Here is a 12,663-nt window from a genome sequence, read left to right as displayed (position 1 = left end):
CTTCCCCGTTCGCTCGTTCACCCCGCCGCAAGCGGCGGGGAATGCGCTCGCTATCGCGGTTCAATTTGCGGAATTTTCCCGAACAAGCGACCCGGCCTACCTGGATCAGGTCGACGATCCGGTGTGGCGGCAGCATGTGTTTCGCCGCGACGGCAGTCGGCGGATCCTGAAACGCCGCCCCAATGGGGACTGCATCTTCCTAACTCCCCACGGGTGCCTTCTTGCCATGGAGGTGCGTCCCCTGTTGTGCCGCCTGCACCCGTTTACCTACACGGCAGACCAAATCGACAACGAGCCGGATGGGGATTGCCCGAGGCATCTTCTCGTTGCCGGCGAGTCGGTGTTCGGGGCCATCCACACATCCATGGAACTTGCGCGGCAGTGGCACCGTCAACTCTACGAGGAGATAATAGCCGATGGCAATGACAATCGGACTGACTTACGACCTTCGCTCCGAGTACCTGGCGGAAGGTTTTTCAGAAGAAGAGACCGCCGAGTTCGACCGTGATGACACCGTAACCGCGATCGAATCAACCATCCAGAGGTTAGGTCACCGCACCGAACGAATCGGCCACAGCCGTCAACTGGCAGCCGCACTGGTTGCCGGCCGTCGCTGGGACCTGGTGTTCAATATCGCTGAAGGCATGCACGGCATCGGTCGGGAAGCGCAGGTGCCGGCGCTGTTGGACATGTACCGGATTCCTTACACATTTTCGGATCCGCTGGTCATGAGCCTCAGCCTGCACAAGGGAATGACCAAGCGGGTAATCCGCGACGCCGGTGTGCCGACTTCCGATTTCAAGGTGGTGGAGAGGCCCGCGGAGGCCCTGTCGGTAACCTTTGCCCCACCCTATTTCGTAAAACCCGTGGCCGAAGGAACCGGCAAGGGCGTCACACCGCAATCCATCGTGCACAAAAAAACCGACCTGGAAGCCACCTGCAGACGCTTGATGGACACATTCCGGCAGGCGGTAATCATCGAGCCCTATCTGCCCGGACGTGAATTCACCACGGGCATCGTGGGCACCGGACCCAAGGCCCGGGTCCTGGGCACCATCGAGGTTCATCTGCTGGACACGGCGGAACAGGGTGTTTACTCTTACGTCAACAAGGAGGAGTGTGAATCCAGGGTTCAATACTCCCTGAGGCGCGCCGAAAACGATCCAGTGGTTGCCGAGGCCGAGCAGGTGGCACTCTCCGCCTGGCGGGCCCTGGGTTGCCGCGATGCAGGACGACTGGATCTGCGCTGCGACCGATACGGCCATCCGTTGTTTATTGAGGTCAATCCCCTGGCCGGCATCCATCCCGAGCATTCGGATCTGCCCATCATCTGCAACCTCCTGAAGATTCCCTATGGGGACCTGATCGGCTGGATCATCGAATCGGCCGCCACTCGAATTGAGATGACCAACCACCTGCAAAGTGCCGCCGGATGCATATAGCCATCGTTCACGACACCGTTTGCGATGCCGATGCGCCTGACGCACGTGACGTCATTGCCCAAGCCGATGCAGTGGCCCATGCCCTGGAGACCCTGGGGCATTCATCCTGCCGTATCGACTGCAGCCTGAACCTGCTGGCTGTTAAGGTTGAGCTGCAGCGCCGGCAGGTGGACCTCGTGTTCAACCTGGTGGAATCCATCGGTGGCCAGGGGCGGCTTATTCACCTGCTGCCATTCTGCCTGGACGCAATGGCAATGCCTTATACCGGTGCCCGGGCTGAGGCCATGATGCTCAGTTCCGGAAAGGTGCTGGCCAAAACCTGGATGACCGGCGCCGGCATCCCCACGCCAGCCTGGATCGGTCCCTGGCCCGGTGGTGACGCTGGCGTACATGGAAAGCGTACGGGAACGGGTAATTGGATAATCAAATCGGTCTGGGAACACGCCTCCATCGGTCTGGACGAAAACAGCATCATCACGGATGCGGGTCCCGAAACCGTTTTCCCCCTGCTGCGCGCCAGGGCCCATACCCTGGGCGGCGCCTGCTTTGCCGAACGGTTCATCGCGGGCAGGGAATTCAACCTGTCGCTGCTTGCCGGTCCCCATGGTCCGGAAGTGCTTCCACCGGCTGAGATAATTTTTGAAGGTTATACGAACGCCATGCCCCGGATTGTGGATTATCGGGCCAAATGGGATGAGGATGCCTTCGAATACCACCACACCCCCCGGCGTTTCGATTTCAGCGCTGCGGATCATAATCTGCTGCACCGCCTGGAGGAGCTGTCCATCCTCTGCTGGCAGCGGTTCGGTCTCAACGGCTATGCACGGGTTGACTTCCGCGTAGACCCCACCGGAGCCCCATGGATACTGGAGGTAAACGCCAATCCCTGCCTTTCTCCGGATGCTGGGTTCACGGCGGCCCTGGAACGTGCCGACATCGCCCATGCAGATGCTGTTCGACGCATTCTGACCGACGCCTGTTCGTGGACATGAAATCATGATAACCAATGGAAAGTAGTCCCATGCTCCGCATCCGCCGCATTTATGACAATGTGCTTCCGGTAAATAAAAGTACCCTGAACCAGGTTCAGGAGATCCTGCGCAGCCAGTTTTCCGGCGCGGATGAAAAAGAAATCGAACACATCGCCGAAAAGTTGCGGAATCCCTTTAAACAGCGTTTCCGCACCATCCTCTTCGTGGCCGAGAGTATCAAGGCCAGAGTTCGCGGGTTCGCCATGCTGCTTCACGAACCGGAGCTGCACTTCGCCTACCTGGACTGGATCGCCGCCGCCGCAGGCCGGGCCGGTGGCGGCATCGGCGGCGCACTGTATGATCGCATCCGACGGGAAGCAACGGCACTGAAGGTGCAGGGCCTTTTTTTCGAGTGTCTCCCCGATGACGCCAATGCCTGCCCGGATGCGACCCAACTCAAGCAGAACCGGGCCCGTCTGCGTTTTTATGAGCGTTACGGGGCCCGCCCAATCGTGAATACCGCATACGAATCCCCCGTAAAGACGGAGGATTCATGCATGCCCCATCTGATCTACGACGATCTGGGCACCGCCAAGGCGTTGAAAAAAAAATTTGCCCGGCAGGTGGTAAGGGCCATCCTGGAACGCAAGTATGCCGATTACTGCCCCGCCGACTATGTGGAGAAGGTGGTGGCGAGTTTTCGGGAAGACCCGATCCGACTGCGGGATTTTCGCTATGTCAAGCCTGAAGCCGTCGTTACCGCCGTCGAAGGCCGTTCGGAAGAACAGATCGCACTGATCATCAACGATCGGCACGATATCCACCATGTGAACGAACGGGGCTATGTAGAGTCTCCGGTGCGGGTAAAAAGCATCTTAAGTGCCATCGAACCCAGCGGCATGTTCACCACCATTAAACCACGGCCATTTCCGGACAAGCACCTTCATGCCGTTCACGATGCGGACTTCGTAAGTTATCTCAAACGGGCCTGCGCCGAAGTGCCTGCCGGAAAATCCCTCTATCCCTATATCTTCCCCATTCGCAACAAAACCCGGCCTCCAAAGGAGCCGTCCGTGCTGTCCGGCTACTACTGCATCGATACCTTCACACCAATCAACGCCAACGCCTACCTGGCCGCCCGGCGCAGTGTGGACTGCGCCCTGACAGCCTCCCGTGAGATATTGGACGGCCGCCGCATCGCCTACGCCCTGATCCGTCCCCCCGGCCACCACGCTGAGCGCCGGTCCTTCGGCGGATTCTGCTACTTCAACAACAACAGCATTGCTGCCCAGTACCTTTGCGCCCATGGCAAGGTGGCTATTTTGGATGTGGACTACCACCACGGCAACGGCGGACAGGACATCTTTTACCGCCGTAGTGATGTACTTACCGTCTCCATTCACGGTCACCCCAAGTTCGCCTACCCCTATTTTTGTGGATTCGAGGATGAACACGGCGAAGGCGATGGCGAAGGATTCAACCTCAACCTTCCCCTGCCCGAGGCGGTGGATGGTGAGCGTTACCGCAAGGCCCTGACCCGCGGCCTGCGCCGGATCGAGGAGTACCAACCCCAATTTTTGATCATAGGCCTGGGACTGGACACGGCCAGGGGCGACCCCACGGGTACCTGGTCCCTGTCGGTCAAAGACTTTTCCGCAAATGGTCGCATGATCGGATCGCTGGGCCTGCCCATGGTGGTGATTCAGGAAGGCGGATACCGCACACAGACCCTGGGAAAAAACTCGCTCGCATTCTTTCGCGGGTTGGTCGAGGGTGCCGGTCGGTGGGCCGACAGCCGCCACGCGTCCAATCATCGGGTTCACGGGGTGACCTTCAGGGATACGATCGTTCCCGAGGACGGTCAACGGGTCCGCCGCCTGATTGAAATCACAGGTTTTTTCCATCCCGAAGAAGTGGCTGTGGCCGAAGAGCTGGTCGTTGAACGCCTTGAAAAGGGCGCAGCCAGCGGGTACCACTTCATCATGGGCGACCACTACGGCCGACTGGTCGGCTATACCTGTTTCGGTCCTGTCCCCTGCACGACTTCCAGCTATGACCTCTACTGGATCGCCGTTCACCCGGACTTCCAAGGACGCGGACTGGGTCGTCGACTGCTGGTGGAATCCGAACGCCGCATCAAGGCAGCCGGCGGAAGCCGAATCTACGTAGACACCTCCCAGCGGGTTCAATACGCCAGCACACGCGCCTTTTATGAGAACTGCGGCTACCGCCTGGAGACCGTGCTCAAAGATTTTTACGCCGCAGGCGATGGCAAGGCTATTTACTGCAAATCACTGATTTAATAACCGAAGCTGCTGGCTGGAGGCCTGTGAGGTTTTTAGCGAATACCAAGCCACGCATGGGGCGTGCGCTGACCCCGGCAGCCGTCAAGCTTGATTTTTTATTCTGGACGACCCCGGAATCAATGTCTGGGTGGAGATGATGCCGTCGATCTGGCGCACCTTTTCATGGACAAATTGACCGATGACCTCGGCGTCTGAGGATAGCAGGTCCCGGGTCAGTGCGATCTTCACCAGGATGTCGATGCTTCCATGAATGGAGTGTACCTCCCTGACTTCGGGCAGTGCGAAGAGCTTGTCAACGATTTTGAGCTCACGTTTGGCTTCCACATTCATGCTGATAAACGCCGTGATGCTGCGCAGCATCTCCGGGTACTCTGCTTTGTTTATGTTGCCCATCTTCTCTCGAAACGCCTCCATGTCTTTAGGAATGAGCTTGTCGATGCCGATGCCGTAATGGCGCGTACGCCCCTTTTCCCACTGGTGAAACGAGATATAGGCATACAGATCGTCCAGGGTGCGCCCGGGAAAGGACGCCAGCAGGTTGCCCTTTTCGATAATAGCGGTCATGGGCAGGTAGATGGTACGATGCCAGTCTTCAGCAGCCTGTTTCAGCGTTGCCCCGGGGATTTCTCCGCTTGCAAGAAAGGCCCGATGAAATTCAACCTGCTCGAGCAGGTAGGGAAACTGGCCCACTTCTGAGATCTCAATGGCATGGGTCAACCCGGTCTGTTCCATGAACTCGCTTTTTTCCCGGTAAATGATGTTTTCCAGGGTATTGCTGGAAGGGATGAATTCGACGATTTTGGCCATTATATCCGAACGGCCGAACTCCTTGGCCGCGGCGATGCGGTGGTTTCCGTCCAGAACGTAATACTCATCCTTGATCTTGTAGAGTTTGACCGGCGGCAGGGATTTGCCTTCCCGCATGGCCTGCTTGACGCTGATCAGCCGGTCCGGCGGAACATGCTCCTTAAGTTTGAACTGGTTGTCGAAGTCATGGTAGCGCCCCACGCTGCCGACGATCTGCTCGAGGGGGACATTGCATATGCCCCGGTCGACGTGGTCGAAGGCACCTTCACAGGCCTGGTTTTCCCTAAAGCATTTGGCCTCGCTGTTGCGGTCCCCATGCCACAGTTTTACAAATAGATCAGTCAGCCTGCCCATGATCCACCTCCAGAAGATGGAAACCAAAGGTGTTAATTACATGCGTATTGCCCACAAGGGTCACACGCTGGGAGGAGTCGGTAAAGTGAGCGTGAATGTGGCCGTGGATGAAATATCGCGGCTTGAATCGGCTGATGAGTTTTAAAAAGCTCTCGAAGCCGCGGTGACAGCAGTCTTCCGCATCGTGGACATGCCGCGGCGGTGCATGGGTGACCACGATATCCACCCCGCCGTTGAGCCACAACCCCGGCATCATGCGCCAGATCATTTGCCGCATCTGGTACTCCCGGTACTGGATCGGTCCACCGTTGTACCAGCGCGACCCCTCCAGTCCCATGATTCGAAAACGTTTAAAGGCGATGCAGCGTTGATGAATATTCACACAGCCCGCCGGCGGCGAATTTTTATAGCGGATGTCGTGGTTACCGCGCACGTAGTAAAGCGGAACATTTAACTGTTCGCGAATACAAGCGAGATATTCAGGCGGTATATCCCCGCAGCTCAGGATCAGGTCGATGCCGTCAAATCGTCGGCCATCGAACCGATCGGAAAGTTCGGGCACCACAATATCGGAAATTGATAGAATCTTCATGAATTTTCAAACCATATTCACCGATCCGGCGCAATCACGCCCCCCCCTTGCCGGCACACAGATCCTCTTTACCTTTTTCGGCATGGGTTGTAAACGGCCCTTGACGCACCATCGGCCTATTGGTGATAATGTCCCCAACGGGTTCTCTTTATTGCCGGGCCTGCAAACCGATTCTGTACCCATGGCGACGCATGCAGCGACGCCGGCCCTATTGCCCCCGCAGGGTGCCCACCGCAATGGGAGCGAACGCGTAAATGCGCACATCCAATCACCGTTGCCGGCTGACAGCCGGCCAGGAGGAGAGCCATGCCCCAAAAATCGACCACCACCTATGCAGTCCTGGACAGACCCGATGTTTTGGTGCACCTCTTCCATCCACGCAAAGAGGCCGGACATACCGATGGCGGCGGGCGTTTCCATGAATTGATGATTCCGGTTGAAGACAATATCCGTGTGGGAGCCCGGTTTCACATGGCCCACGCCAACAGCCCATGCATTCTCTTTTTCCACGGCAATGGCGAAATCGTTTCCGATTACGACGACATCGCCCCGCTGTTCAATCGGAAGGGCATCAATTTCATGGCCGTGGATTACCGGGGCTACGGCTTTTCCGACGGCAATCCGACTGTATCGGCCATGATGGCCGATTGCCACAGGCTTCTTGATTTCACCGAAAAATGGAAAATCGGCAACGGGTTCAGCGGTCCGCTCATCGTCATGGGCAGATCCCTGGGCAGCGCCCCTGCACTGGAACTGGCCGCGGCTTGCGGAAATCGGATTGACGGACTGGTAATTGAAAGTGGATTTGCATGGGCAGGGCCGCTGTTGCGGCTGTTAGGCGTCGATCCGGACCGCATCGGGTTTGATGAGTCGAGCGGATTTGCCAACCTGGACAAGATTCAAAGGTACACCCAACCGACGCTGATCATCCACGCCGAGTTCGACCATATCATCCCTTTTGACGATGGCAAGGCACTTTACAACGCCAGCGGTGCCATGCACAAAATCCTGTTAAAAATACCCGGCGCCAACCATAATGACATTTTCATGCGCGGACTGGATCGCTACCTGGATGCGATCGTCGATCTGACGGAAACGCTCAATCCTAGCCATTCCTGAAAAAGTCGGCGTGGGCGGCAATAAATAAGGTCTGGCTGATTCTAGGAGGGTTCAGCGCGGCTGCCAAGCTCTGTTTGGATGACCATGTTATTTTCCAGGTAGGTGCCGGCGAGCTTCAAATATTGCTCAACCGATCGTTTAAACCGATCCATAGGCAGACCGGCCAGCTCTTTTTTCACAGTCGCCGGCATGCCGGCGACCAGCTGTCGGGGACCGAACCGGGCGCCTTCCCGAACAACGGCGCCGGCTGCCACAACGGTCTGTTCCCGCACATGGGCATCGTTGAGCACGATGGCCCCGATACCGATCAGGCTGCCTGTATCGATGGTGCACCCGTGAACCACTGCATTGTGCCCTACGGTGACATGGTCCCCAATGATGGCCGGTTTGCCGAAATCGGTGTGAACCGTACAATTGTCCTGGATGTTCGAGTTGGCACCAATAGTAATCGATGCCATGTCACCCCGAAGCACTGCATTGAACCAGATGCTGGCCCCGTCACCGATGTTCACATCGCCGATGACGACAGCGGTGGGCGCAATAAACACATTCTTTCCGATGGTGGGAGCGATGCGGTTGTATTCGATAATCATGGTTTCGTCCAAATCCCTGTTGACAGTGGCTGTTGTTCGCTAAGATGAGGGGCCATTTGAATGGGCGGCTGCCATTTTACCCTTGCGTCACACGGTTGCGCAAGTGAAAAACCTTTGCGCATGAGCCGGATCCGTGTATCATGGGTCGACCGGCAACGGCAGTTGATGCACACATGAATCGAATCTGTGAACGGTCGGGAACCGCAGAAGATGAAAATCCATGACATCGGCGGCGAATTCGCCCTGATCAAGCGCCTGGCCCGCCAATCTTTAACCACCCATCCCGACTTGGTGGCTGGAATCGGCGACGATGCGGCCGTCATCGGCGGAACGTTTGCGGATGGGGATTATCTGCTGGTTACCACGGACATGCTGGTGGAGGGTAGTCACTTCAGGCGCGACTGGGCGACGCCGGTGCAGATCGGCATCAAATCCGTAGCCTGCAATGTCAGCGACATCGCCGCCATGGGCGGCAGCCCGACGCTCATGTTCGTTTCATTGGCGCTGCCGCCGGAAACCGAAGTGGCCTGGGTGGAGGCGCTTTACCAAGGCATGACCGATGCCTGTCGTCGCTACGGTGTGGTGATTGCCGGGGGTGACACCACCCATGGTGAGCGCATCACCATCAGCATCGCCTTGTTGGGCCGGGTGTCACCGCAAAACCTGTGTCTGAGAAGCCACGCCAGCCCCGGAGAACTCTTGTGCGTCACCGGTCCATTGGGGGGCTCCGCCGCCGGTCTGGCCATGCTTTCGGCCGCTCTGGAACCCCTTGCGGACCTAAAGGAAAAACACCTGGCTCCCGCATGCAGGCTGGACGTCTCACCGATCATCGCAACCCTGGCCGGAGCCATGATCGACATCAGCGACGGCCTGGCTGCGGAAGTCAATCATATCTGCGAGCAAAGCGGCATCGGCGCTGAAATCATTGTTGCGGACATTCCCATTCACCCATCGGTGCACCACGCCGCCCAGTTGACCGGAAACAACGCTTTTGATTTTGCATTGTCAGGTGGCGAGGATTTCGAACTGCTTTTCTCCATTTCAGCCCAAAACCTGCGCCGACTGTTAAACAAAGGCATTCAGGCTACCGTGGTCGGACGACTGACCGAAGCGATGTCAGCGTGCAGCCTAAAATTTCCCGACGGTAAGCGAACGCCTCTTTCCGGCGGATACAACCATTTTTCCTGAACCCGTTCATCCAGGCTCATTGCGCCCTCCCCGCGGCAGGCGACGGGGAATGCGCTCGCTGTCGCGGTTGAGAAACATCGGATCAGCCTCTGTTTTTTAGGATGACCCGCGGGATTCCAGCATTTCCCAACGGCTGAAAGCGCTTTCCAAATTTTGTTCAATTTGTTTCAATTCCAGTTTTACAGCGGACAGATATTCACCATCCCGCCGGAAAAAATCCGGAGCGGACATCATCTGAAAGAGTTCCTGCTGGCGGGCCTCCAGTGATTCGATCCGGGCGGGCAAAGACTCGAGTTCGCGTTTTTCCATGTACCCGAGCTTTTTGGACATGGCTGTGGTTGCCAGACCGTTTCTCCGATCCTTTCCGGGTAACGGTTTTACCGCCTTTGGGGCATCTTCCACCGATCGCTGGGTCAGCCAGTCGTCATACCCACCGGCGTAGCCTTCAATCTGACCGGGCGCTTCGAAGACCAGGGTGCTGGTAACCACATTATTGACAAATGTCCGGTCATGACTGACCAGCAACACCGTCCCGGTGTAGTTCAAAAGCAATTCTTCAAGGAGTTCCAGGGTTTCCACATCCAGGTCGTTGGTGGGTTCGTCTAATACCAGGACATTGGCTGGCCGGGCGAAGAGTTTTGCCAGCAGCAGACGATTCTTCTCACCCCCCGAAAGCACCCACACGGGAGTTCGGGCTCTTTGAGGAGAAAAGAGAAAATCCTTCAGATAGCCAATGACATGGCGCCTTGTTGCCCCCACATCCATCATGTCGCTGTCCGGGGAGATGTTCTCTTGAACCGTCTTATTCTCATCCAGTTGCCGGCGCAGCTGGTCAAAATACAGCACTTCCAGGTTGGTACCATGTTTAACACGTCCTTTTTGGGGGCGAAGGTCGCCCAGCAGCAGACGGATCAGCGTGGACTTACCGGCACCATTTGCCCCCAGGATGCCGATGCGGTCTCCGCGCATGATGGTGCATGAAAAATTCTCGAGAATGGTCCGCTCCCCATAGGCAAACGTCAGATCCGTTGCCTCAACGACCACCTTGCCGCTTCGTTCGGCTTCGTCCAGGACCATGCGGACCCTGCCGGTGCGGTCCCGTCGGCTGCGTCGAATCTCACGCAGCTGCTCCAGCACCCTGACCCGCCCTTCGTTGCGGGTCCGACGGGCCTTGATGCCCTGCCTGATCCAGGTTTCCTCGGCGGACAGCTTTTTATCGAACCGGAGCTCGCCCTTCTCTTCGGCCTCCAGGCGCTCCTGGCTGCGCTGCAGATAGGTGTCGTAACCGCATTGCCAGGAATGCAGCATTCCGCGATCGATTTCCACGATGCGGGTGGCCAGGCGGCGAATCATCATGCGATCATGGGTAATCAGAATCAGGGTCCCACTCCATTTTTGCAGAAAATTCTCCAGCCAGTCGATCGCCGCCATGTCCAGGTGGTTGGTAGGCTCGTCCAGCAGCATGATGTCCGCACGGGACGCCAGGGTTGCGGCCAGCAGCACCCGTCGCTTCATCCCGGCGGAGAAGGTGCTCACCTCACCGGCAGCCGTCAGGTTCATCAGCGATAGGATGTGCGCCGCCTGCTGCTGAATTTGCCAGCCGTCTTCGCTGTCGATGGCCTGTTGCAGGGTCATCAGTTTTCTAACGCTGTCTGCGACCTCCCCGCCTTCGGAGGCGTTGGTATCGATCAGCCGGCGGTATTCGACGAGGCGCTCACCACGTTGGCCCATTCCACGGCACACCACATCGAAAACCGTCCCTTGCAGGTTGTCGGGAACCCCCTGCGTCAGGCTGCTCACCGTGACGCCCTGGGATCGCATCACATCACCGCCGTCCGGAGACACCGTGCCGCCGATAATGCCCATGAGGGTGGATTTGCCCACGCCGTTTCTGCCCACCAGGCAGATCCTTTCCCCGGACGCAACGGTCAGGTTAATGCGGTCCAGCAAGGGTTCCGCACCGAAGCGCATGCAGACATCGCGTAAGGTAATCAATGCCGTCGGATTGCCGCTCATCGCTCAACGCCTCAATCGCTCAATAAAGTTCATACTTCACCACCCGTCCATCCAAACCGCCATTTCTCAACGGTTTTTTCCACGCAGGCTTCAAGCCGATGCGCTTGATCATATCCCGGTTGCCAAAATAGATATACGCCTCCGAACCTTTGCAGCGTTGTTTTAAAAAGTCGCCCAACTGTCTGTAGAGGTCGTCGAGGCGTTCATGACCGTTCAGGCGGATGCCATAGGGTGGGTTGCAAAGGATGATCCGGTTGTCCAGGCTGTCAATTTGAGTGAAATCCATTCGCATGACGTTTACCTGGCCTGCACCGGGAACCTGTTTGCAATTGGCCCGGGTCGCCGCGACGGCCTGGGAATCGATATCGCTGGCATCGATGAGACCTTCGGGCAGTTTTTGAATCCGACTGTCCACCTCGTCCTTTACTGTTTTCCACACCTGCGGGTCATAATCGGGAAGCTGCTGAAAACCAAAGCCGGTGCGCAGATAACCGGCGGGAGTTCGGCAGTAGGCCATCACTGCTTCGATAATCAGGGTACCGGAGCCGCACATGGGGTCCGCCAGTGGCACCCGTCCGTCCCATCCGGACAGGCGCACCATTGCTGCTGCCACCGTCTCCTGCATGGGTGCGTCAACACTGCGGATGCGGTATCCCCGGCGGTGCAGGCTGCCTCCGGAGGTGTCGATGCTGATGGTGCCCCTGTCCTTTTCCACATAAAGATTGATCCAAAGGTCGGGGGTCCGGGGGTCAACGTTGGGCCGCCTTGCGAAATCGGCCCGGAATTGATCAACCACCGCATCCTTGAGCTTCAGCCCCGCGAACTGAGAATGGGGCACACGACTACCGGCTGTGCTGGCAAAAACGGCAAACGTCTGATCCAGGCCGAAAAACCGCGTCCAGTCGATGCTTCGGGCCGCCCGATAGATGGCCTCTGGGTCAGGGCAGGCAAACGACTTAACCGGTGCAAGGACGCGGGTGCACAGCCGGGTACAGTAATTGATGCGGTAAAGCGCTGAACGATCCGCCTTGAAATGGATGCCCCGGCGAACCGCGCGGGTAGAGACCGCACCCAGTTCAGTCAGTTCGGCAATCCCGGCCTCCTCGAGGCCATCGGCAATCTGAGCGAAATAGGTCCCGCTTTTCTGATAGTCGGTCATGGATGGGCCACCTGCGGGGCCGGTCGTTGCAACTGATCGATCAGACCGGTGATGAAGATCAACCGTGCCACTGGTTTTGAGATGGAAGCCGGGCTTTGACCGCATTGATCACGCAT

11 protein-coding genes are annotated in these 12,663 nt (G+C 57.6%); 6 read left to right on the top strand and 5 right to left on the bottom strand.

Annotated elements, in window-relative coordinates; all coding sequences use genetic code 11:
* The 4 genes from R6V78_RS01205 to R6V78_RS01190 all read left to right on the top strand — a co-directional run.
* The coding region (locus tag R6V78_RS01205; RefSeq protein WP_410287492.1) for a YkgJ family cysteine cluster protein at positions 1–508 on the top strand (508 nt) is incomplete at its 5' end.
* On the top strand, positions 417–1,442 hold the full coding sequence (locus R6V78_RS01200) for a D-alanine--D-alanine ligase (RefSeq protein ID WP_410287491.1): 1,026 nt from the start codon (positions 417–419) through the stop codon (positions 1,440–1,442). The genes R6V78_RS01205 and R6V78_RS01200, both read left to right, overlap by 92 nt.
* Positions 1,433–2,434, top strand: coding sequence for a D-alanine--D-alanine ligase (locus R6V78_RS01195; protein ID WP_410287490.1), 1,002 nt, complete (start codon positions 1,433–1,435; stop codon positions 2,432–2,434). The genes R6V78_RS01200 and R6V78_RS01195 overlap by 10 nt, the downstream gene beginning before the upstream one ends.
* A 29-nt stretch (positions 2,435–2,463) precedes the next feature.
* Positions 2,464–4,716: a GNAT family N-acetyltransferase gene (locus R6V78_RS01190; protein WP_410287489.1), complete on the top strand. Its 2,253-nt coding sequence runs from the start codon at positions 2,464–2,466 to the stop codon at positions 4,714–4,716.
* Between the two features lie 84 nt (positions 4,717–4,800).
* Here R6V78_RS01190 and R6V78_RS01185 read toward each other — a convergent pair whose 3' ends face one another.
* Both R6V78_RS01185 and R6V78_RS01180 read right to left on the bottom strand, forming a co-directional pair.
* A complete protein-coding gene (locus tag R6V78_RS01185; RefSeq protein ID WP_410287488.1) occupies positions 4,801–5,880 on the bottom strand; it encodes an Lrp/AsnC ligand binding domain-containing protein in 1,080 nt (359 codons plus the stop codon).
* The gene (locus R6V78_RS01180; protein ID WP_410287487.1) at positions 5,864–6,472 is read right to left on the bottom strand and encodes a metallophosphoesterase; all 609 of its coding nucleotides are present in this window, start codon (positions 6,470–6,472) and stop codon (positions 5,864–5,866) included. The genes R6V78_RS01185 and R6V78_RS01180 overlap by 17 nt, the downstream gene beginning before the upstream one ends.
* Positions 6,473–6,778: 306 nt before the next feature.
* Here R6V78_RS01180 and R6V78_RS01175 point away from each other — a divergent pair, with 306 nt between their 5' ends.
* The gene (locus tag R6V78_RS01175) at positions 6,779–7,591 is read left to right on the top strand and encodes an alpha/beta hydrolase (protein ID WP_410287486.1); all 813 of its coding nucleotides are present in this window, start codon (positions 6,779–6,781) and stop codon (positions 7,589–7,591) included.
* A gap of 41 nt (positions 7,592–7,632) precedes the next feature.
* Here the strand turns inward: R6V78_RS01175 and R6V78_RS01170 are convergent, their stop codons facing one another.
* Complete coding sequence (locus tag R6V78_RS01170; protein ID WP_410287485.1) at positions 7,633–8,184, bottom strand: gamma carbonic anhydrase family protein; 552 nt, start codon at positions 8,182–8,184, stop codon at positions 7,633–7,635.
* Positions 8,185–8,394: 210 nt separating this feature from the next.
* On the opposite strand from R6V78_RS01170, the gene thiL reads away from it, so the two are divergent.
* Complete coding sequence (thiL, locus tag R6V78_RS01165; protein WP_410287484.1) at positions 8,395–9,372, top strand: thiamine-phosphate kinase; 978 nt, start codon at positions 8,395–8,397, stop codon at positions 9,370–9,372.
* A gap of 96 nt (positions 9,373–9,468) precedes the next feature.
* On the opposite strand, the gene R6V78_RS01160 is transcribed toward thiL, so the two are convergent.
* Positions 9,469–11,388 (bottom strand): ATP-binding cassette domain-containing protein, encoded by a 1,920-nt coding sequence (locus R6V78_RS01160; RefSeq protein WP_410287483.1) that lies wholly within the window; start codon positions 11,386–11,388, stop codon positions 9,469–9,471.
* A gap of 19 nt (positions 11,389–11,407) precedes the next feature.
* On the bottom strand, positions 11,408–12,547 hold the full coding sequence (locus R6V78_RS01155) for a class I SAM-dependent RNA methyltransferase (protein ID WP_410287482.1): 1,140 nt from the start codon (positions 12,545–12,547) through the stop codon (positions 11,408–11,410).
* Positions 12,548–12,663 lie beyond the last annotated feature (116 nt).

The sequence above is a fragment of the Desulfosarcina sp. genome (assembly GCF_046496365.1).
Classification (GTDB): Bacteria; Desulfobacterota; Desulfobacteria; order Desulfobacterales; family Desulfosarcinaceae; genus Desulfosarcina.
This window is presented reverse-complemented; position numbering and strand designations above follow the sequence as displayed.

Excerpts from the sequence above, each read along its gene's own strand:
- R6V78_RS01200 (WP_410287491.1), top strand. The coding sequence starts at position 417 with ATGGCAATGACAATCGGACTGACTTACGACCTTCGCTCCGAGTACCTG.
- R6V78_RS01195 (WP_410287490.1), top strand. The coding sequence starts at position 1,433 with ATGCATATAGCCATCGTTCACGACACCGTTTGCGATGCCGATGCGCCT.
- R6V78_RS01190 (WP_410287489.1), top strand. The coding sequence starts at position 2,464 with ATGCTCCGCATCCGCCGCATTTATGACAATGTGCTTCCGGTAAATAAA.
- R6V78_RS01185 (WP_410287488.1), bottom strand. The coding sequence starts at position 5,880 with ATGGGCAGGCTGACTGATCTATTTGTAAAACTGTGGCATGGGGACCGC.
- R6V78_RS01180 (WP_410287487.1), bottom strand. The coding sequence starts at position 6,472 with ATGAAGATTCTATCAATTTCCGATATTGTGGTGCCCGAACTTTCCGAT.
- R6V78_RS01175 (WP_410287486.1), top strand. The coding sequence starts at position 6,779 with ATGCCCCAAAAATCGACCACCACCTATGCAGTCCTGGACAGACCCGAT.
- R6V78_RS01170 (WP_410287485.1), bottom strand. The coding sequence starts at position 8,184 with ATGATTATCGAATACAACCGCATCGCTCCCACCATCGGAAAGAATGTG.
- thiL (WP_410287484.1), top strand. The coding sequence starts at position 8,395 with ATGAAAATCCATGACATCGGCGGCGAATTCGCCCTGATCAAGCGCCTG.
- R6V78_RS01160 (WP_410287483.1), bottom strand. The coding sequence starts at position 11,388 with ATGAGCGGCAATCCGACGGCATTGATTACCTTACGCGATGTCTGCATG.
- R6V78_RS01155 (WP_410287482.1), bottom strand. The coding sequence starts at position 12,547 with ATGACCGACTATCAGAAAAGCGGGACCTATTTCGCTCAGATTGCCGAT.